Raw genomic sequence first — 20,883 nt, 5'->3', positions numbered from 1 at the left:
TTTACGAAGTCAAAGTCGACCCCAAGCGTGGCCAGAGCAGCGCAAAAAACCTGCGGGTCTGATCACGTCCGCCGGTGATAGGTCTCAGGCAAAAATTGCCAAGACGAGCAGGGAGCTATCGCTGAAAGTTGGTGACGGCGGAAATCGGAAAGGCGGCATATCATGGGGGGCTTGACAACTCCACTTCTCCACCGAAGGAGCGATATGCCGTGTCCAAAGATAACATCACCAAGCTGATTCAGCCAGGAAACGTCGACGATAAACTCACCTAAATCTTGCGCAATGGGGCGCGTGCTCTGCTGCCGGCAGGCGATCCCGCGGACGATCGCCCGCGGTGGTGGCGCGATCGTCAACATGTCGTCCTGCCAGGGGCTCAGCGGTGACACCGCTAACATCCTACGCTGCGTCGAAGGCGGCTATGAACGTGCTGTCGGCCTCGCTCGCCACCCAGTACGGTCATGCGCAGATCCGCTGCAATGCGGTTGCGCCTGGACTCATCATGACTGAGCGTCTCCTCGCCAAGCTGCGGTGCTCAGAAAGGAATCACAAGTGATTCTTTCGATTCAAGTTTTCGCCGATCAGTGGATCGGCCCGAGTGGTCAAAGTTATGGGTAATTGAAAGTCGGTCAACGCCGTCAACCCCTTGGAAAAACAAAAATTAAGTCTCAGTCCGCTGCTGCACGTGAAAAAATAAGCTTGGCGATCGTCATTCGATTGGTGGAAGTCCGCAGCGCGGCCGGTAATGCCGCCACAGTCTGATCAAATAGGCGTCCCAGAACCTGAAGGTCCTCGGGGTGGTAAACGCCACGGTCTCGCGACAGTCGCATTCGTCCGTTGCCGGTTCTCTTATCGCCAAGCTGGCCAAGCTCCAGTTCCGCCGTAATCATTTGGCCTATGAGCGCATTAAGTAATCGGATCGCTTCGAGCTCGTCGTCTTCTTCGCGCATGAGGGCAGCCACGATCTCGAGTTGCAGGTCGATACGATCCTCGAGGTTCTGTATGCTCGAATTGGAAGGGTCAAGTTCCACGGTATTTCTCCAAAGTGGTGAAATGCAAGACACGCTGAGTAGAGGTATCGCTTGCCGTTCGCCAGACGCCCGACGCTAAGCTGGACGAATGATTGTTGCACAGGAGCTGCGCCCGGTCCCCTAGAGGCGGGCACACATGTGCTGCGAAAGGACCGAAAAGGCGGAATGAGAGTCGAGCGAAAAGCAAAAGGCGTTGTAGACGGCGTGGGATTTGAATGGATTGTTGAGCTGTCCAGCGCGTCCGGCAATGGCAGCGACGCCCTTGGGGGACCAACAGCTGATTGTACTGCTTTGCTTCGAGGCCGCCGCGGGGGCATTGGATTGTTGACACTGCAGGCCTCGTCAGAGCGAAAAGTCCAACCTGCACCGTTGCAAAGGGCAGCTCACCTGCCTGAGTTCTATGCTGCGGACGCATTTACCATCGCCGAACAGTGTGCGTGAGAGCTGACTTCTTGGAGTCTTCAAGTATCGTGCCAAATGCAGTGGCGACGAGGTGATAGAGTCCGCGCCAACTGCGATCGGTCACCGCATCGCATTCGTGCCCCGCGTGTCTCGCTGTCAAACATTGCTTGATTTAGCCACGACAGACGTGAGTTATGCTGCGACCAAGCTGAAAAAGATCCATTATCGCGCGACATTCGTGAACTTTGCTTTCCGTAAGCCGGCGACCGACTTATGCGGTGATTGGGTTGAATTAGTAAAATAGAAAGTGTTGATGGGATGCATCCAGCTCGTTGATAGCGCACGTGAGCAGTCTGAGTGCCTTCATCGGAAGTCGGTTAATTCGTGTTTCCTGCGGTATGGGTCTAGCGAGCATAAGCAATGCCGGGCAGCGCTGCTGATCTGGAGATGCCCGATCAAAATTGACGAGCACGAAGTTGCGCGGCCAATAGCGTTGAATCCGAACCTAAAACCCCAGGTAATCCCAAGCCGAAGAGAGAGATATGCATCTCGGCGTCGACTATCCACCAGCTTCGGCTATCCGCAGTGACCGACTGTAGCCTAGATTGTGGGTCCTGATTGCTTCATGCCGTCCCGCTCTCTCTTCCAGTCGTGGATGTGAGCTTGCGCGATATAATCGACGCAAGAGAATGCGTAGATGCTGGTCCGGCCACGAATCTGACAGAAGCGGCGAACGCTTCCGACTCAGCCCGTGCTTGACCATAAATATCTTGATTCACTTTCTTTGTCGTGAACTTTCAATTACTTGGCTGCGGAAAGGTCACCGGAAGACCCGTCAATAGCTGCTTCGGAGCCCTGTGCTGCGGACCGGATCAGACAACGGCGTGCTATTTGTCTATCATTGGATGTAGCACCTCCGTAAGCCCAACGCTGCGTAGCTCTGCGAGCGCCGCAGCGAGGGCGAAAAACGCTCCGAAAGCAGCAAGTATAAAAGAGCTCGCGAGTATCGCTGCCCTCAAGTTCGCAGGACGTCTCACCATGCGTATACTTTGCGGTCGGGAAGGCGGCGTTGCGTGCAAATCAGTATTTCTTGACGCGTTCAACAGGGCCGTTGCGCCAGCGGTAAACCAGAAATCCAGAAGCCGAGTTGTCTCCTTTTTTGTCGAACCGGACCGAGCCAACCACGGTATCGATCGGCCGTGAACGAAGTGCGCTGGCAACCCGCGCGGGGTCGAAGGAGCCGCTACGGTTCACCGCCTATGCCCAGGCTTGCACAGCTGTATAAGCGTATAGCGCGTGGCCTTCAGCGGCGCGGCTGGAAGCTTTAAGACCGGCGACCGCGCCGGCCCCGTTGGCATTCTCGGCGGGGGCGGGCATGAAGATAAACAGTGTGTCAAAGCCAGCGCTGCCGGTAATGGCCCAGAATTCGGAGGTCATCAGCCGATCGTTCGCCATGACTATGAAGTCTGCTTTTGCTTCTGATGCCTGGCGTAGAAACAATCCAATATCGGTATGATAACCGCCGATATAGGCGGCGCGAACCCGGTCCTTCTTCACTCTTGAGACCAACGCTCTGAAGTCCCTTTCACCGGCAACATAGTTTTGCGGAGTGACTTGTCGTCCGAATCGATAAAGCCGGGCTTCCACCACGTCGGCAATTTCCTTGCCAGCAGTGCTCTTATTGTCGAGCACTGCGATATTCTCGTTGGGAGAATTCATGTGAATGTACTCGGCGGCGACGGTTCCCTGTTTGTCGTCGCGGCCGCCAATCCGAAAGACAGTCTCAAGGCAGCGCTCTGTCAGCTGAGGAGTTGACGAGCCTGGCGAGACCTGAACGATGCCTGCCTCGGCGTAGGTGTCGGAGGCGGGGATCGAGCAAGAGGAACAAGAATGGCCAACCACCAACAGGACCCGCTCTATCGTGAGCTTATTCGCAACTGCGACAGCTTGCCTGGGGTGGCAGCCGTCGTCAGCGACACCCAATATAACCTTGGCGTTATCGGGCAGTAGGCCCGAAGCATTCAAGACCTCGACTGCCGCAGCCGCGCCATCGCGCATCTGGGCGCCGAACGCGGCACTATTTCCGGTCGTTGGGTCAGCCACTTCGATCTTTATTTCAATGCCGTGGGCTGACGGGCCGGTGAGAGCGCAGAAGAGAAGCGCTACACTCGCAACAGAGGCGTTCCGCCTATTCACCATTGTAGAACTTCCAATGCTCTCCTGAAGTGAGCCACAGTTAGCTGTAAGCTTTGCACGTCGGCAGCGAGGCGATGCCGAGCAGACGTGCGATGGCCCGGTGAGCTTCCAACGAGGGCGGGTCTACAATCTAACGTTACGTGCGGATCAAGCCCTTTTGGGAGGAGCGATGGAGCCGTCACGGACGCGGATTGATAGGCGATGAGAATCTGTCCGCTCCATTCCCCAAAGACTCTCAGCCGCAACAGAGAGCGGCCGGTTGACCTGGCGCTTCTAGAGGTTGGTCGGGACGACGTGTGGAACCAGCCGTGAACACGTCAGTACGGCTGATCCTCCAACCCGCCAAGGGCGAGATCGAGATATTGCATCAGGCAGGGATCCCAACCAGCCAGACTGCTGGGGGCGCTTAATCGTGCAAGTACCTTCAGGATCATAGAAACGCGTGAATCGGCACCGGCGATTTCGCTGATCAGCAAGCGTGCTGCAACTGCCACAGCCTTTGCCCGCTCGCCGCAAGGTGGCTCGCCCCGATCCATGCAATCGCGAAGGTCATCGCGGATTCGCCGCCAGCGGTCTTCGCGCTCCGGAGCTAAATTGCAGGTGCATCGGGACGTCTGACTACGCGTCTCGACCCGCGACATGGCATTCAGGGTGGCAGGCAGCTCATGCACACTTACCTGCGCCTCGCCGTCGATGGTCATGTTGCGCAAACGGTCGCGCAATAGAGTTGCTCGCGCGACTTGAAGCTCTATGCGTTTTAGATGTTTGCGCAGCAGGTCCGTGAGTGAGGTCGTGCCCTCCATCGCTTTACGGATCTCGATTAGCGAGAAGCCAAGCTCTCGCAGCGCGCGAATCTGGTGAACCCGTTGCACGCTTTCGCGATCATACATCCGGTGACCGCCGTCAGTGCGCTCTGTCGCGGCTAGGAGTCCAGTGTGCTCATAATGGTGCAGCGTGCGTACCGTTACTCCGGTCGCCCCTGCAAGTTCGCCAATGCGCCATCGACGCCTTCTTGGTGTAGCTCTGTTCATGTTCTTCAATTTCAAAGCCTACAACCTGACGTCACGTATGATTCAAGCGGCTTTCTAAGCTCCAGCTGAAACGTCTTCCACGCGGGCACGCGAGTGGTGACTATCCTTAGAATGGCGGCCGATCAACCCTTAGGGGAAAGGGCGCTCAACAAGTTCGTCAGTCGTGCCAGTTGAGTCTCGCCAGCCGCTGTACGCTCCAGGATGAGTTTGGCGATTGCCGTGCGATTTTCTGGACTCCGCATCGATGGGGGAAGCGCGTTGACGGCGCAATCATAAAGTCGTCCGAGGGCAGAAAGCTCTTCTGGATCGAACACCCCGCTGCAAAGCTTCAATGTTCAGCTCCTTGTTTAAAATTGACCAGTGCAGCGCACGTCGTAAAGACGTTTGGCTGCGGTAGGGCCAAAAGAAGTCAGACCTGCGGCGCGGAGCGATGAAGGCGTAATGTGCAGCTTGGTGATGCTTCGACGCCACACGCCTGTGCGATGCTTGCTTCGACTGCGCTGCAGGTCCGGCGATCTCTATGTCAATTGCCAATGTTGGTCGGACTTCGAAGGCGCTGATCGTCTCCGTTCATCGAAAGCAACGACTGACTGGGAGAACCAGAGCTGCGTGCCTGTCCTACTTCTTGCGACAGGTGCGCCCGCACCCGAGGCTCCAACGGAGGCGACGGGATTCAACGCGAGCTCGTTGGTTCGTCCCCGTCCCCGTCGCTAAAATCAGCTCGTCAGTTTGCCGCTCGGCCGCCGCGCCTAAGGCGACGATGCGAGGAACTACATAACGTCCTACGAGCCGGTGGGTCGCGAGGATCTCTATCCTCCGACAAATGAGAGCAAGCCAGGCGAGGCTGAATTGCGTGTTGAGACAAGTGTTGGAATGCGAGGACCGTAGACGTCGCTGACAGGCTTACGGCAAAGGGGAGACAGATCGTACGAGATGTCCCGCGGTGTCTGCTTCTTCCGAGATGCTGGTGACAGGGGGCTCTTGTGTAGTTGCCATGCGAGTGGCCTCCTGCAACAATATGTCCCTCATCCAAAGACTTTCCGGGGCGCTGTTGTGAAGTGCGGGCCATTGGACCGCCTCCGTGAAGGCGGTGAATGGATGTGGAAGCTCGACGATCTGAAGGGGCATCGCTCTTTGGAAGTGCCTCGCGAGCCCTAACGGCATCGTGCCTATGCGGTTCGTTCCAACCAGGAGGGGCGGGATCATACTGAAGCTCTGCACGAGAATGTCGGTGCGCCGAGTGGGGGCGTGATCGATTAAAATTGACTGCTCAACTGGCGTCTGGGGCGCACCTCCGTGCTTAACGGCAACGTGACCCATCGACATATATCGATCGAATGTAAGCCGGCGTGATAATTCCCTGTTGGTGCAGCAGCCCACGCAGACGAGTCTCTCCTCGAATAGGGCCGCTCTAGGGTGCGTGCTGGACATGAAAAGATCTGGCAAGATAACAAAATCGACTTCGCCGCGGCGGAGGAGCTCCTCGTGCTCATCGGTCGGCGCCTCCAGTTGGAAGCTGACGGTGGGGGCTTCTCGCGTGACGCGTTCTACGACATTTCGGAAGAATACAACTGTCATAAAATCAGAAAGGGCGATCTTGAATCGGCGGTTCAATCGAGCTGGGTCGAACGCATCCCGCGCCATAATCGAGAGTTCAATGTGCATTAGAGCCTCGCGCACAGGAGCCGCCAGCCCTTGCGCGCGTGAGCTCAAGACAAGTTCGCGCCCCCTCATTCCAAACAGCTCATCACCGAAATAGGAGCGCAGCCGGGCAACGGCCGCGCTCATGGCCGGCTGACTGAGATTGATCTTGCGTGCCGCTGAGGAGAGGTTGCGCTCAGCTATTAAAGCATCCAGCGCGACGAGAAGGTTTAGATCCAGACCTTTGAAACGCATCTATTCCTATCCGGCACAAACGTCCCCGCCAAAAAGCGGGCGGTCTGCCGCCTCTGGGCAATCGTCTTGGCTCGCCCGAGTTGACATCGCTCAATGCGGCCATCGCGAAAGGAAGCTCTCGAAATGAGCGCAAGAATGGCGAGAGCAAGCGGTAAGCCAATCGGCAGCGGCGTAAGCGTCAAGGGCCCGCCAGCTGATTGGCCTTGCTGGTTTCCGTCCGACACCGCAGCTGAGTCCGGTCAGTTCGCTAATGGCAGATCAACCCGCAGTCCGTGAGCTCGCCAAGGCGCCCTATAAAATGCTGCGTCGTACAGCGTTAGTCACGACCGTGAACCTACAACCTGACGCAATGTGCGATTCAAGCCATTTTATTGGCGAAGCTGAACATTTGTACTATAGGCATGTTCTGTCGCGACAGTGGCTGACATAGCCTGAATGCGGCGCAAGCGCATCAAACCATAGGTTCAAGGTCCCCACACCACCTACCGGGGGAGTAGTCGCAAGCGATCGCCGCATTGACGAGATCTGTGGCAGTTTCTCCCCAAAGGACCCTGAAGCGAGGAGAGGGACCGAGCACGTCGAAAGGTCAATAGCGTGCCTGGGATGTTCAGGGCGTAGCTTGCGGCAAGCCTAACAGCGCCTGCGAGCCGGAGGCGTGCGCTCCCCAGATGTCATGTTGGATGCCTCCTCGAGCAATATCCGCCGCATCCAGATGCTCGCCGGGTCGGTATTGTGGAACGACGGCCACTGCACGGCCTCTGTGAATGTGGGGAGGGGGAGAGGCGGTTCGATGATCCGCAGTGGCATTCGCTTTTCGAAGTGTCTGGCCAGTCGTAAGGGCATCGTGCCGAGGCGGCTCGTGTCTAACAATATGGGCGGAATGAGGCTAAAGCCCTGCACAACGACTTCGATTCGTCTCCTCAGACCGTGCTCAAGCAAAAACCATTCTTCGAGGTTCGGTCTTAGGGCCCGTCCGAACTTGGCAGTGACGTGCCCCATCGAGATGTATTTCTCGAACGTAAGCTGCCGGGAGAGCTGCTTGTTCGTGCGGCATCCCACGCATACAAGGGTCTCGTCGAACAGCGTCGCCTTAGGGTGCGCGCTCGACATGAACAATTCCGGCAGAATGATAAAGTCGACCTCGCCCCGCCGCAGCAGCTCATCCGGTTCATCGGAAAATGGCAGCAGTTCGAAGCGCACCGCGGGAGCTTCTTGTGCCATGCGGTCCACAATTCTGCGGAAGAAAACGATCGTCATGAAATCTGATAGAATGATCCTGAAGCGTCGGCTCGACTGAGCCGGGTCGAACGCGTCCCGTGATATGATCGAGAGTTGGATGTGCAGCAGGGCCTCGCGAACCGGGCCTGCAAGCGCCTCCGCGCCAGGCGTCGGGACGAGCTCGCGACCTCTCATAGTAAATAGTTCATCGCGGAAGTAGGTGCGCAGCCGTGCGATCGCAGCGCTCATGGCCGGCTGGCTCAGGTTAATTTTACGAGCCGCCGCTGTGAGGTTGCGTTCCGTCATCACGGCGTCGAGCGCAACGAGAAGATTTAGATCAAGTCCCTTGAACCGCATGTTGTCAGTCTATCCATCGCGTGGATGCGTTGCATCGAAACAATCGATTTTACCAGATGGCGGGAAGTTGGATAGCAAACTGAGGTTTGCAAAAGTAATTGGGCGCGTCACGATGGTTTCCGGTCGTTCACGTGAGCTAAGAGAAGAGATCCCAGACGTGCGAGCGCGCCATCGGCGCGCGTTGTCGCTTCTTCTTAAGCTCGCCCGTTCGAACGCCAAGCGCGTGCCGATAAACGTTGGTATGCGGATTTCATCCGTTTCCATATTTGAGGTTTACCCGCGTACAATTGAGCGCGCGTTCAACCTCATTCTAGTGTCGAGGAATAGCGGCAGACGCAGGTTGCGGATGCCAAGAACTGCAGGCGCCGTTCAAATGGCGCGCCTGTCCAGTGCATGCGGGGTGTGTCTAAGATGTATAAGACCCAGTTTGATCCGATGCCGCACCGATGCGCCATCGATGAGGCTTGGGCGCCGCTGGCCAGCCTTCAGACGTCAATGCGTCCGAGGGCAGTGCGACAGCAGGCGCAAAAGCTCGTTGGTGCAGACAGGTTCTCGCTAGTCCAACCGCCTCGTCGGCACCTTGCGATTTATCGCGCGCTCGGCATTAACCGGACGAGGGTGCAATCAAACGATCGCTCCGTCGCGCAGAGGCCAGCGGTGCGGAGCAGGCGAGCAATGCCGAACTCCGACAGAATATGGCGGCGCATCTCAGCATTAATCGGCGGTTCGCCGAATAGCGAAGTCAAGTGACCATCCCCCTCTAATTCCACCGGCGCAAGGAAGCTTGCCATGAACATTGCCGTGTCCCCGACTGCGGAAGTGCCTTCTGCGCGCGCCCAAGTGCGGTGGAGCCTTCGTTGGGAAAGTGAACTGCAGCTCGCCGATCATGCCGAGCTCGCGGAGTTCTTCCGCAAGAGTTACGGACCGACGGGGGCGTTCAATGCGCAGCCGTTTGAGGGGAGCCGAAGTTGGGCTGGAGCAAGACCCGAGCTCCGCGTAATTGGCCACGACGCGCGCGGGGTAGCGGCTCACATCGGGCTACTGCGCCGCTTCATCAAAGTCGGTGAAGTCGATCTCCTTGTGGCTGAAATGGGGTTGTATGCGGTGCGCCCGGATCTCGAGGGACACGGGATAAGCCACGCAATGCGCGTGATGTATCCCGCACTGCAGGAGCTGGGCGTTCCATTCGGCTTCGGCGCGGTTCGCTCGGCGCTTGAAAAACATTTGACCCGACTGGTCGAAAGGCAGGGGCTCGCTACCCTGATGCGTAGCATTCGCGTCCGCTCCACCCTGCCGGAGGTCTATCCAAATTTATCGCCGACGCGCATCGAAGACGTGATCGTCGTGGTGTTTCCGGTCGGACGCTCGATAAGCGAATGGCCGGCCGGGACCGTCATCGATCGGAACGGCCCTGAGTTGTGACAGAGCGTTCCACCCTATCTATTGTTCGCTGCGACTACGCTGACGCGGGCGGAGGTCGAGCTGTTTATTTGACCTTTGACGATGGGCCAAATCCATTTTGTACCCCAGAGGTGCTCGATGTGCTGGCGCAACATCGGGTCCCGGCGACATTCTTCGTCATCGGGACGTACGCGACGGAGCATCCTGAACTCATCCGACAAATGATTGCGGAAGGGCATGAGGTTGCGAACCATACGATGACCCATCCTGATCTATCCAGATGCGGTCCTGCGGAGCTACACGACGAGGTGCTGACGGCGAACGAGGCAATTCGCCTGGCCTGTCCGCAGGCCTCGCCCAGGCATATGCGAGCGCCTTACGGCATATGGACGCAAGAGGCGCTTGCAATGGCGGCGAGCGCCGGTCTCACGGCTCTGCACTGGTCGGTCGACCCTAGAGATTGGTCCCGCCCCGGGGTTGATACAATTGTGAATTCGGTGCTGGCGAACGTTCGCCCGGGTGCGATTGTGCTCCTGCACGACGGATATCCTCCCGATGAGGAGAGACTGTGCGGTGTTGCCACGCTGCGCGATCAGACCAAGACGGCGCTGGCATATCTGATTCCCGCACTACAACGGCGCGGGTTTGTAATCCGTCCACTCCCTCAACTCCACTGAAAAAAACGACACCCCATGGACCTGCTCGCGACAACCAGTGCTGCCGCCGTTTCATCTTATGCGCTCCTCTCGACCATCTATAAGAGCGTGCAAGCGCTTTATGCCCAGCCGTCGATCAACGCATCGTTGGACAACCTTGGACAAGCCGAGGTGGTCCTTCCTGATGTGGACGTGATCGTGCCGTGCTTCAACGAGGATCCAAACACACTCGCCGAATGTCTGGAGTCGATTGCCAGTCAAGACTACGCCGGAAAGATACAGGTCTATGTAGTCGATGACGGATCGGCAAACCGCGACGTTGTCGCTCCTGTTCACCAAATATATGCGAGCGATCCGAGATTCAGTTTCATCTTGTTGGCAAACAACGTGGGAAAGCGAAAGGCGCAGATCGCGGCAATCCGCAGCTCATCCGGTGATCTGGTTCTCAACGTCGATTCCGATACGATACTTGCGGACGACGTCGTCACGAAGCTGGTATTGAAGATGCATGACCCGGGGATCGGTGCGGCCATGGGTCAGCTGATAGCAAGCAATCGCAACCAGACCTGGCTGACCAGGCTGATCGACATGGAATATTGGCTCGCGTGCAACGAAGAGCGCGCGGCACAGGCGCGCTTTGGTGCCGTCATGTGTTGCTGCGGCCCATGTGCCATGTATCGGCGTTCCGCACTCTCCTTGCTTCTCGATCAATATGAAGCCCAATTCTTTCGTGGCAAGCCGAGCGACTTCGGCGAGGACCGCCACCTAACGATACTCATGCTCAAGGCGGGGTTTCGAACCGAATACGTTCCGGACGCCATAGCAGCCACAGTCGTCCCGCACAGTCTTCGGCCATATCTACGACAGCAACTCCGCTGGGCGCGCAGTACCTTTCGAGATACGTTTCTTGCTATGCGCCTGCTGCCGGAGCTCGACGGTTACTTGACGCTAGACGTTGTCGGGCAAAATCTCGGCCCATTGCTCCTCGCCATCTCATCACTTGCTGCGCTCGCACAGCTCCTGATCGACGGCTCTATACCCTGGTGGACGGGATTGACGATTGCCGTAATGACTATGGTGCGGTGCAGTGTGGCAGCGCTTCGTGCTCGCGAGCTGCGATTTATCGGTTTCTCGCTCCACACACCGATCAATATCTTTCTCTTACTGCCTTTGAAGGCCTATGCGCTTTGTACATTGAGCAATAGCGATTGGCTATCGCGAAAAGTCACCGATGTGCCGGCGGAGGAGGAGAAACAGCGTGTCACGCTGCACTCTAATGCCGGACGAAGTGCGGTTGGTGGAGGGGGGGCGCCTGTTCCTATTCGTAAGGCGGCGTTATCGCAGCCTCGATCGAGCCCGGCGGCGACGGACAGTGTTTCCGGTCGCGATCGTTCGACTGTCTACAAATAAGCGGTCGGCTCATGACTCAGAACGCAAACCATCAGCTATTAGAGCGAGAGTTAGCTGTCGACGACCCATGGCGCCTCGACACTAGCGCGTTCGAGCAGGAGCGATATGCGCAAATGCTCCGGATGTCGCGTTGCAATGGAGATGTGGAGTCTGCCCTCGAGGTCGGATGTGCAGCCGGTGCATTCACGGAGATGCTGGCGCCGCTATGCGGGCGACTTACGGTCGTGGATGTCATGCCGCAGGCAATCGAGCGAGCGCGACTGCGGACCGGGAAGCGGTCACATATTAATTGGGTCACATGCGACATTCAGCGGTTCTTGGCCACAGAGCAATTCGATTTGATTGTCGTGGCCGAGGTTCTTTATTACCTCAAGGACGTGGTCGAGATGCACGCGGCTATCCGCAACCTGGTGAGCATGCTTGCGCCAAGTGGCACTCTCATTTTCGGGTCTGCGCGTGATGAAATATGTCGACGCTGGGGGCATGCTGCTGGTGCCGAAACGGTGATCGCTCTCTTCAAGGAGAGCTTGTCGGAGGTCGAACGTTGGCACTGCTTCACCGGGTCGTCGAACGAAGACTGTTTGATCGTTCGGTTTCGGAAGCCGAGCGACTCGTCAGAGCAATCAAACGGTGGTCATTAGGCCAGGAGGACGTATGCGCATTTGCGGAATAAAGTTGACGCATGATGGAGCAATCGCTGTCGTTGAGGACGGTCGGCTTCTTTTTTGTGTCGAGCAAGAGAAGCGCGGCAACAGTCCACGCTATCAGTCCGTCGACAATCTCGATGCAGTGGTAGTCGCCTTGGCGGAGCACGGCTTGGATCCGCGGGACATCGATCAGTTCGTGATTGATGGCTGGGACGGGGAGAATGAATCGCGGTTCCAGCTCCTCAGCGGAGCGGTGCCGGTCGCGCTAAAAGGCGCGCCATATGTCGAGCGCCATGCTGAGGGCCTCCTTGATTCCGTCGACGGCTTTGGCCTCATCCTCGGAGGCGAGGAGTTTGCATATAAGAGCTACCCGCACGTCACGGGCCACGTCGCGTCGGCATATAGCACCAGTCCCTTCGCCAGTGCGGGGAAGCCCGCGTTCTGTCTGGTATGGGACGGTTGTATCTTTCCACGCCTTTATTATGTCGAACCCGAGGGGGCGCGGCTCATCGGATCGCTGTTTCCGATGATTGGCCATGCCTATGCCGCCGCGGGCCTTCACTTCGGGCCATACCGGCAGCCGAACCGCTCCAGTTGGGATTTGGGCATTGCTGGCAAGCTGATGGCTTACATCGCGCTTGGCTCCGTGGACGAAAGCATCGTGGAAGTGTTCCAAGAGCTTTATGAAACGCGCTTAGCGGCTGACACGGAGCAGGCCCGCAGCTACCGCGAAAACATCAACAATGCAGAATCGTCCCTCGCAGCGATTCACGATTTCTTCGAGGCAAGTGCATTGAGGCTGACGGCCAAGCGCGCGGAGGACGTCCTTGCGTCGTTTCATGTGTTCTTGGAACGTCTTCTCGTCAAGGAAATCGCGATGGTTCTGTTACGATACTCGTCGCTTCCGGGGGCGCGAAATCTCTGCATCGCCGGCGGTTGCGGTCTCAATATCAAATGGAACAGCGCGCTTCGCGCGACCGGATTATTCGATGATGTCTGGGTGCCGCCGTTTCCAAATGACAGTGGTTCGGCAATCGGCGCGGCGTGCGGCGCTATGGCAGCGCAAGATGGCTTCAGGCCATTGGAATGGTCAGTTTACGGTGGCCCCGCCCTGCGGGAGAGCGAGCTTCCGCCAGACTGGGAAGCCGCACCTTGCAGCCTGGGTGAACTTGCCTCGATTCTTGCTGACAACAAGCCCGTCATCTTTCTTTCCGGGCGTGCCGAGCTTGGGCCGCGGGCGTTGGGCGGTAGAAGCATTCTTGCGGCCCCAACGTGCCCGGAAATGAAGGATCATCTCAACGACATCAAACGGCGCGAGCACTTCCGGCCGGTGGCGCCGATCTGTCTGGAAGATCGCGCGCCGGAGATCTTCAGCCCGGGCACGCCAGATCCTTACATGCTGTTCGATCACCAGACCCGAGCGAATTGGCGCGACAAGATCCCGGCAGTGGTACATCTCGACGGCTCGGCGCGGCTGCAGACAATTTCCCGCAACTCTCCTCACAAAGTTGCTGCGCTTCTCGTCGAATTTGAGCAACTCACCGGCATTCCGCTGCTCTGCAACACGAGCGCCAACCTCCATGGACGGGGATTCTTTCCCGATGCTGCGGCGGCATGCCAATGGGGGCGCGTCGAGCATGTGTGGTGCGAGGGCATGCTCTGGAGCAAAACGGTCATCGAGAAGCCATCGCCCACGGAACGACTTCTGTCAGCCTAAGATGAACATGTCCAATATGGCGATCGACCTTGTCGGCGTGAGAAAGTCATTTGGGGACAAGGTTATCGTCAATGACCTGTCGTTCTCGGTTGGGCGCGGAGAGTGCTTCGGGCTGCTTGGGCCAAATGGAGCTGGCAAAAGTACGATTGCGCGCATGCTCCTCGGCATGATTTCCCCCGATCGAGGCAAGATTACGGTCCTCGATGAGCCTGTGCCTTCCCGCGCTCGTGCGGCGCGTGTGCGCGTAGGCGTGGTGCCGCAGTTCGATAACCTTGAGCCCGAGTTCACCGTGCGGGAGAACCTGCTTGTGTTTGGCCGCTATTTCGGCATGAGCGCTCGCAAGATCGAAGCGGTTGTGCCCTCGTTGCTTGAGTTTGCGCGGCTTGAAAGTAAGGCGGACGTGCGCGTCTCCCTTTTGTCCGGTGGTATGAAGCGGCGGCTGACGCTGGCGCGCGCTCTGATCAATGATCCACATCTACTCGTGATGGACGAGCCTACTACGGGGCTCGATCCGCATGCTCGCCACCTGATCTGGGAACGCCTGCGGGCTCTTCTTGCGCTCGGCAAGACGATCCTCTTGACCACTCACTTCATGGAAGAGGCCGAACGCCTTTGCGATCGGCTATGCGTGCTTGAGAGTGGATGCAAAATCGCCGAAGGCAAGCCAGACGCCTTGATCGACGAGCATATCGGCTGCAACGTGATCGAGATCTATGGCGGTGACCTAGATCAACTCCGAGAGCTGATCAGGCCGTATGCGCGGCATATCGAAGTAAGTGGAGAGACGCTTTTTTGTTACGTGCGATGTCCGGAGGAAATCAGCGTGCACCTGCGCGGGCGAGCGGACCTTCGCGTTCTGCAGCGCCCCCCGAATCTCGAAGATGTGTTTTTGCGGTTGACCGGGCGCGAGATGGAGAAATGAGCGATGGATGATGGTTATGCGTCGGTCATGCCGGCTAATGCATACAATTGGACCGCGGTATGGCGTCGAAATTATTTGGCATGGAGGAAAGTCGCGCTTGCATCACTTCTCGGCAACCTCGCAGATCCCATAACCAATCTGTTTGGCCTTGGCTTTGGGCTCGGACTCATTGTGGGACGGGTTGAGGGGACTTCGTACATTGCATTTTTGGCGGCGGGTATGGTCGCGATCAGCGCTATGACATCCGCGACCTTTGAAACTCTGTACGCAGCCTTTGCTCGGATGGATGTCAAGCGCACCTGGGAGGGAATTCTGTTCACACAGCTCACGCTTGGCGATATCGTTTTAGGTGAGTTGGTGTGGGCGGCCAGTAAATCCGTTCTAGCCGGGACAGCAATCGGGATTGTCGCTGCCACCCTGGGTTATGCATCCTGGACGTCGGTTCTTTGTGCGATACCGACAATCGCCCTTACGGGCCTTGTCTTCGCCAGCCTGGCAATGGTCGTCATATCTCTTGCGCCAACTTACGATTACTTCGTGTTTTACCAGTCGCTTGTCCTTACGCCCATGGTGTTCTTGTGTGGCGCGGTCTTTCCGACGAGCCAAATGCCTGACTCCTTTCAGCACTTTTCCGGCTTGTTGCCGCTCGCACATTCAGTCGACCTTATTCGCTCAGTGATGCTTGAGCGCAGCGCCGACAGTGCCGCCCTACACGTAGGTGCGCTCTGCGTTTACGCGGTCTTGCCCTTTTTCGCGTCGATCGCGTTATTTCGGCGCCGCCTGCTGCGTTGACGTGAGTTCAGCGAAACGGAGAAAGTCAAAGCGATGCAGTGTCATGATGCGTTCCGCGGTAGCTCGCGAGTGACCTGGTCTGTCACAGTAGCTTGTGCAACGGCCTTGAGAGGCCGCGATCAAGCCAGCTCTAGGGCCGCCTGTTCGGCCCATCGGTGTCGGACGCCAGCACCCTTATTTCTGAGCGCCTGTCGCCACGGGCCGAGACGGGCCGTGCAAAGTCGTGTTGTGCTGTCTGGCACGCGTACCGGCTGCGCGTGACTGTACAGATTAGATCGGTGGGAAGGCATGGCCTTCCCGTCATGACCAACAGGAGAACGGGATGTTGTGCCTAGGACTGAGTGGCGGCCTTGACAGTATCTATGAAAGCTCTCCGGAGCTACCGAATACATTTCTTCACGATGGCGCTGCGGTACTTGTGCAGGACGGCCGCGTAATTGCTGCTGTCGAAGAGGAGCGCCTCAACCGCGTCAAGCACTCCAACAAGTTCCCCAGCAATTCGATCCGATACTGCCTTTCTACCGCAGGAGTAGAGCTCGGCGACATCGATCGTATCGCGTTCTACGCGACTGAAGCTTACTGCAAAGCCATGCTCGAGCGCCTTTCTGTTTCTCAGCCCGTTCCGTTGGACCCCAAACTGTTGCTGCGGCAGCTGTTGGCACGGGAATTCGGGGCCGAGATCAATCCGTCCCGGGTTTCCTTCGTGAATCACCACGAAGCACATGCCGTGAGCGCGTTTGCCATGTCCGGGTTCGAGCAAAGTCTGGTCTTTGCGATCGACGGCGGGGGCGATTTTCTCTCAGGCTTAATGGCGGTAGGGTCCGGCACCGAAATTGCGGAGCTTGTAAGTTTCCCGGAACACAACTCTCTTGGGCTGTTCTATCTCGAGACGATCCGATATCTCGGCTACGGGATGTTCGACGAGTACAAAGTGATGGGGCTTGCACCGTATGGTGATCCCGATCGCTATCGCGAGCTCTTCGGGCAGTTCTACGAGTTGTTGGACAGCGGTGGCTATCGCGTTCACCTGGATCGAATCGGACCGGCCCTGGTGCGCAACATCCAGGTTCGGCGAAAGGGAATGCCATTCACCCAACAGCATCGAGATGTCAGCGCGTCGCTGCAGGAAGCCCTGGAGCGGATCGTGTTTCACACCCTGCGGCACCATCGTGAGGCGACGGGCATGACACGCTTGTGCCTAGCTGGCGGGGTGGCCCATAATTGCACGCTGAACGGTAAGCTGCTTTATTCCGGGCTATTTGACGACATCTTTGTTCAACCCGCGGCGCACGACGCCGGTTGCGCGCTCGGCGCCGCATTAATGCTATCAAGCGAGCTAGGCAGGCCAGCGCCGCGCGAGCGACTACCGGACGTTTATTGGGGGCCCGATCTCGGGAACGAGCAAGCCGTAGAGCTTGAGCTCAACGCATGGTCAGGCCACCTCGACATTCGACGAAGTGATGACGTAGCATCCAGTGCGGCAGACTGGATGGCAAATGGCGCTGTAATCGGCTGGGTTCAGGGTCGCTCTGAGTTCGGCCCACGTGCGCTTGGTAACCGCAGCATTCTAGCGGACCCACGGCCTGCGGAAAACAAAGACCGCATCAACGCGATGGTCAAGAAGCGCGAGGGCTATCGCCCCTTTGCGCCATCTGCACTAGAGGAGGACGCGAGCGAGTTCTTTGAGCTCCCCGACGGCACGCGGCAGCTCCCCTTCATGAACTTCGTGGTTCGTGTGCGTGAAGCCAAGCGTAACGTGCTCGGTGCGATTACGCACGTTGATGGGACCGCTCGGCTGCAGACCGTATCGCGCAAGACAAACCCCGCCTACTGGGATGTCATTAATGCGTTCAAGAAGCGAACGGGCATTCCGATTCTTCTAAATACCTCATTTAACAACAATGCCGAACCGATCGTGCAGTCCGTGTCAGATGCGATCACCACGTTTTTGACGACTGATCTGGACGGTCTTGTTGTTGGGCCGTTCCTCGTCAGGAAACGATCAGCATCACTGCAGGATTGGAGTGCGCTTGGCGCGTCATTGCCGCCGTATGCATCTCTTCATCGTGTTCGCTCCCACATAGCGCCAGATCGTCAGGAAACGATCTGCGAGATCCGCACCGGACATTCCGCCCACTCTAGCATGCGTATCTCACCTGAGCTTTTCGAGATCTTGATGCGAATCGAGGGCGAGGCGTCGCTCGGGTCGCTTTTCGACACAGCCCTGCTGGACCAGGCCAAGCGTGAAGATCTTGTGAAGGAATTGCGGCTCGTATGGGAGCTTCGGGGCATTCGCCTGCATCCGCTGCGCGGGGGTTGCGGTCACAACAAAGTGCCAAGCGGAACCTAGCCGTGACTCATGAGCATGGCCACGCCCATGCGTGCATGTGAGGGGACCAGGCCATCCGATGCAGAGGGGACATCGGGCATCGGACTTCGGGCAGGTCGATGCAACCCCGCCGAAGAAACGACGATCGTATTGAGAAAACGCGGCCCATCACGGATAGCCCTGCTATGAAGTTCTACCGATGCAGCTCGTCGGCACCGCGATTTCAGGCCGTGACGCCGGGCGAGAAGATACCCGAGACGTCTGTATTGACGTCTCTTGTCCAACCAGGAGCGCGTGAAAAGGCAAGGCAGATGGGTAGCGGTTCGAGCAATGATCGGTTCGTCGTGTCCCGGCGACGTACGGGGTTCGGCGACTGTCTGTGGTCACTGGCGGCAGCCTGGCGTTTTGCAAGGCAGACAGGACGGACGCTGGCCATTGATTGGCGGGGATCTTGTTATCTTGATGAACCATTCACCAATGCCTTTCCAGTCTTCTTCGAACCGGTTGATAACATTGCAGGTGTGCAGGTAATTTGCGATGACGACATCAATCAACGTTCGTTTCCGGGACCATTCTTTCCGGCATGGTGGAATAAGCCATCTATCGATTGCGTCTATCGCCCGGACGAGCAGATTTTCCGGGAACGCGACCAACTCGATCAACTGTTCCAAAGTCAGAAGGATAGCGACGCTAGCACGGTCATCTGTGATGCCTGCCTGATGTGGCGGTGCGATCAGGAGGCGGAACGAGAAATCTTCCGGAGTATCAAGCCGCGACCTGAAATTCAGGCTCGGATTGATGCTATTTACCGCGAGCACTTTGAGCCGTACAGCGTCGTCGGCATTCATGTCCGGCATGGCAACGGCGAAGATATTATGGGGCATGCTCCTTACTGGGCTGACGCGGAGCGCGCCTTGCAGCAGGTCTGCAGTGCCATTGATAGGGCCAGGGGTTTGCCCCACCCAAAACCTGTAAGGGCGTTCTTGTGCACGGACAGCGCGTTCGTCCTTGAGCAGGTTTCGGCTAAATTCCCTGATGTTTTCGTGATCCCAAAGCAGTTCCAGGCGCGCCAAGCCGGCCCATTGCACAATCCGGCCCTCGGAGCCGAAGGTGGCTTTTCCGCCCTCACCGAGATGTATCTCCTTGCCCGCTGCGACACCGTGATCCGTTTTCCCCCGACGAGCGCCTTCACGCGCTATGCGCGTCTCTTCGCCCCACGCGTTATAGAATTCGATTTGAAGGATCCGGGCCGGTTGATCCTCATTGAGGAGGACTCGCAAGAGCTCATGGCTTCATGAAAGTCGCAAACCGCTTGACCGATCTGACGGCTGCTCTGTGATCCAAGAGTACTGAAAGATCTTTCGGTGCGACGATTTTTTCCCGTGTTGCAGTTGCCGCAAACTTTCGGCGGCGAACAGAACGAAGCGGCGGTCGGATGCCTCGGCTGAAGTCGCGACTCCGACAACGGCCCTAAAGTGCTGGCTTCAGCGTATCAAGAGGAGCGCGTCTTCGTTTCGGGTAGGCCAGACATGGAAGCGAATCGGCGCTCAATCACGGATGAACGTTGCAGCATGCCAGCTCGTGCTTGGAACCGACCCGCCCCGCGAGATCCCAGTGCCGCTTAGAGCATGGTGCGATAGATCAAAATCGACCCCTGGCGAATCTAACGTGCAAGCCTTGTACGTCAGTTTTTGAGTTAGTGGCGAATGGCCGTGGCTGCTATTCCGAGCGATTTTTGACTTCGACGAGAGGTGCAGACGAGCCGCAGGCTCGCACGGCTGAGCGATCAAGAAGGCGAACGCGGCTGGTCGTCCTTTCATGAAGCAGGCGCGTGTACTCGCAAACTCACGTAGCGAATTCACCGTCACTGTTGCAAAGCTCACCGCCGTTGTCTTGAATCCGCCAAGCATTCCGCGAGCGCGACATTAGGACGCAAAACGGAAGTGGAGTTACGTGCATCGCGGCGGCGCAAATCCTGCTACGGGTGCGGGGCGCAACAGTAGAGGAGGCGGCCGTGGGTCTCGATCTGCCAAACGAAAAACTAATCAGAGCGCTGCCCGCAGCACATTTGGATCGCCTCGTTGAGGCCGATAAAGCGCAAGTTGATCGTGGTGAGCCGAAGGCGATGTTCCTCACCGGGGCATCACGCGGAATTGGCCATGCCACCGCTAAGCTATTCTCGGAGGCGGGCTGGCGCGTCATTTCTTGCGCGCGCCAACCGTTCGACGGCGAGCGATGCCCCTGGGGGGCTGGGAATGACGATCACTTCCAGATTGACCTCGGCGATCATCGAATGCTGTCGCGCGCGATCACCGAGGTCAAGAAGCGCCTGGCCGGTGCGCCCTTGCACGCGCTGGTGAATAATGCAGGTGTCTCGCCCAAAACGCCCACTGGCGATCGGCTGACATCGTTGACCACGTCAATCGATACCTGGATGACGGTCTTTCACCTTAATCTGGTGGCTCCGATCCTGCTGGCGCAGGGTTTGTTTGATGAGCTAAGAGCCGCGTCAGGATCGATCGTGAATGTGACGTCAATTGCGGGCTCGCGGGTGCACCCATTCGCCGGTAGCGCCTACGCGACCTCGAAAGCTGCGCTTGCGAGCCTCACACGCGAACTGGCCCACGACTACGCGCCGCATGGCATTCGCGTAAATGCGATCGCGCCCGGCGAAATCAAAACAGACATGCTATCGCCGGAGACGGAAGCCCGTCTCGTTCCCAGTATCCCGCTGCGCAGAGTGGGGACCCCGGATGAAACGGCCAAGGTCATCTTCTTCCTGTGCTCGGATGCGGCGAGTTATGTCACGGGTGCTGAGGTGCCGATCAATGGTGGGCAGCATCTGTGAATCGGCCGGCGCGGCGGCGAAGCTGACTTGAAC

The 20,883-nt window shown here is 57.7% G+C and carries 15 protein-coding genes and 1 pseudogene; 11 read left to right on the top strand and 5 right to left on the bottom strand.

All coding sequences use genetic code 11. The features are described 5' to 3' along the window. Positions 1-285 precede the first annotated feature (285 nt). Positions 286-544: pseudogene (locus XH80_RS04920) on the top strand (SDR family NAD(P)-dependent oxidoreductase); the annotation flags it as partial. 121 nt (positions 545-665) lie between these two features. Here XH80_RS04920 and XH80_RS04915 read toward each other — a convergent pair. The 5 genes from XH80_RS04915 to nodD1 all read right to left on the bottom strand — a co-directional run bounded on the left by XH80_RS04915 (position 666) and on the right by nodD1 (position 8,128). Next, positions 666-1,028 carry a NolY gene (locus XH80_RS04915; RefSeq protein ID WP_271597581.1) on the bottom strand — a complete coding sequence of 121 codons (363 nt, stop codon included), beginning with the start codon at positions 1,026-1,028 and terminating at the stop codon, positions 666-668. A gap of 1,659 nt (positions 1,029-2,687) precedes the next feature. After that, positions 2,688-3,629, bottom strand: a complete 942-nt coding sequence (locus XH80_RS04910; RefSeq protein ID WP_271597580.1) for a branched-chain amino acid ABC transporter substrate-binding protein — start codon at positions 3,627-3,629, stop codon at positions 2,688-2,690. 314 nt (positions 3,630-3,943) lie between these two features. Continuing rightward, positions 3,944-4,657, bottom strand: coding sequence for a MerR family transcriptional regulator (locus tag XH80_RS04905; protein ID WP_271597583.1), 714 nt, complete (start codon positions 4,655-4,657; stop codon positions 3,944-3,946). Between the two features lie 903 nt (positions 4,658-5,560). Beyond that, positions 5,561-6,553, bottom strand: a complete 993-nt coding sequence (nodD2, locus tag XH80_RS04900; protein ID WP_271597579.1) for a transcriptional regulator NodD2 — start codon at positions 6,551-6,553, stop codon at positions 5,561-5,563. A gap of 630 nt (positions 6,554-7,183) precedes the next feature. Next, entirely contained in the window at positions 7,184-8,128 is a 945-nt protein-coding gene (gene nodD1, locus XH80_RS04895) for a transcriptional regulator NodD1 (protein ID WP_271597578.1), read from the bottom strand. Positions 8,129-8,917: 789 nt separating this feature from the next. Here nodD1 and XH80_RS04890 point away from each other — a divergent pair. From XH80_RS04890 to XH80_RS04845, 10 genes are all read left to right on the top strand, one after another. Then, positions 8,918-9,550 carry a NodA family N-acyltransferase gene (locus XH80_RS04890; RefSeq protein ID WP_271597577.1) on the top strand — a complete coding sequence of 211 codons (633 nt, stop codon included), beginning with the start codon at positions 8,918-8,920 and terminating at the stop codon, positions 9,548-9,550. After that, positions 9,547-10,206, top strand: a complete 660-nt coding sequence (gene nodB, locus XH80_RS04885; RefSeq protein ID WP_271597576.1) for a chitooligosaccharide deacetylase NodB — start codon at positions 9,547-9,549, stop codon at positions 10,204-10,206. Before XH80_RS04890 ends, nodB begins: the two co-directional genes overlap by 4 nt. 15 nt (positions 10,207-10,221) lie before the next feature. After that, on the top strand, positions 10,222-11,595 hold the full coding sequence (gene nodC, locus XH80_RS04880) for a chitooligosaccharide synthase NodC (RefSeq protein WP_271597575.1): 1,374 nt from the start codon (positions 10,222-10,224) through the stop codon (positions 11,593-11,595). Positions 11,596-11,606: 11 nt separating this feature from the next. Beyond that, the gene (gene nodS, locus XH80_RS04875; protein WP_271597574.1) at positions 11,607-12,236 is read left to right on the top strand and encodes a nodulation methyltransferase NodS; all 630 of its coding nucleotides are present in this window, start codon (positions 11,607-11,609) and stop codon (positions 12,234-12,236) included. A gap of 13 nt (positions 12,237-12,249) precedes the next feature. Further along, positions 12,250-13,959 (top strand): nodulation protein NodU, encoded by a 1,710-nt coding sequence (nodU, locus tag XH80_RS04870; RefSeq protein WP_271597573.1) that lies wholly within the window; start codon positions 12,250-12,252, stop codon positions 13,957-13,959. Position 13,960: 1 nt separating this feature from the next. Continuing rightward, positions 13,961-14,881 carry a nodulation factor ABC transporter ATP-binding protein NodI gene (nodI, locus tag XH80_RS04865; RefSeq protein ID WP_271597572.1) on the top strand — a complete coding sequence of 307 codons (921 nt, stop codon included), beginning with the start codon at positions 13,961-13,963 and terminating at the stop codon, positions 14,879-14,881. Between the two features lie 3 nt (positions 14,882-14,884). Then, positions 14,885-15,673 (top strand): ABC transporter permease, encoded by a 789-nt coding sequence (locus XH80_RS04860; protein WP_271597571.1) that lies wholly within the window; start codon positions 14,885-14,887, stop codon positions 15,671-15,673. Between the two features lie 322 nt (positions 15,674-15,995). Continuing rightward, entirely contained in the window at positions 15,996-18,023 is a 2,028-nt protein-coding gene (locus tag XH80_RS04855) for a carbamoyltransferase family protein (RefSeq protein ID WP_271597570.1), read from the top strand. Positions 18,024-18,187: 164 nt separating this feature from the next. Further along, positions 18,188-19,300 (top strand): nodulation protein NodZ, encoded by a 1,113-nt coding sequence (locus tag XH80_RS04850; RefSeq protein WP_271597569.1) that lies wholly within the window; start codon positions 18,188-18,190, stop codon positions 19,298-19,300. 716 nt (positions 19,301-20,016) lie between these two features. Further along, positions 20,017-20,850 (top strand): SDR family NAD(P)-dependent oxidoreductase, encoded by an 834-nt coding sequence (locus tag XH80_RS04845; protein WP_271597568.1) that lies wholly within the window; start codon positions 20,017-20,019, stop codon positions 20,848-20,850. Positions 20,851-20,883 lie beyond the last annotated feature (33 nt).

This window comes from Bradyrhizobium sp. CCBAU 45384 (assembly GCF_028128665.1).
Lineage (GTDB): Bacteria > Pseudomonadota > Alphaproteobacteria > Rhizobiales > Xanthobacteraceae > Bradyrhizobium > Bradyrhizobium manausense.
This window is presented reverse-complemented; position numbering and strand designations above follow the sequence as displayed.

Bases quoted from the DNA above. Each gene is read 5' to 3' on its own strand.
- XH80_RS04910 (WP_271597580.1), bottom strand. From the start codon at position 3,629: ATGGTGAATAGGCGGAACGCCTCTGTTGCGAGTGTAGCGCTTCTCTTC.
- XH80_RS04905 (WP_271597583.1), bottom strand. From the start codon at position 4,657: ATGAACAGAGCTACACCAAGAAGGCGTCGATGGCGCATTGGCGAACTT.
- nodD2 (WP_271597579.1), bottom strand. From the start codon at position 6,553: ATGCGTTTCAAAGGTCTGGATCTAAACCTTCTCGTCGCGCTGGATGCT.
- nodD1 (WP_271597578.1), bottom strand. From the start codon at position 8,128: ATGCGGTTCAAGGGACTTGATCTAAATCTTCTCGTTGCGCTCGACGCC.
- XH80_RS04890 (WP_271597577.1), top strand. From the start codon at position 8,918: ATGAACATTGCCGTGTCCCCGACTGCGGAAGTGCCTTCTGCGCGCGCC.
- nodC (WP_271597575.1), top strand. From the start codon at position 10,222: ATGGACCTGCTCGCGACAACCAGTGCTGCCGCCGTTTCATCTTATGCG.
- nodS (WP_271597574.1), top strand. From the start codon at position 11,607: ATGACTCAGAACGCAAACCATCAGCTATTAGAGCGAGAGTTAGCTGTC.
- nodU (WP_271597573.1), top strand. From the start codon at position 12,250: ATGCGCATTTGCGGAATAAAGTTGACGCATGATGGAGCAATCGCTGTC.
- nodI (WP_271597572.1), top strand. From the start codon at position 13,961: ATGAACATGTCCAATATGGCGATCGACCTTGTCGGCGTGAGAAAGTCA.
- XH80_RS04860 (WP_271597571.1), top strand. From the start codon at position 14,885: ATGGATGATGGTTATGCGTCGGTCATGCCGGCTAATGCATACAATTGG.
- XH80_RS04855 (WP_271597570.1), top strand. From the start codon at position 15,996: ATGTTGTGCCTAGGACTGAGTGGCGGCCTTGACAGTATCTATGAAAGC.
- XH80_RS04850 (WP_271597569.1), top strand. From the start codon at position 18,188: ATGAAGTTCTACCGATGCAGCTCGTCGGCACCGCGATTTCAGGCCGTG.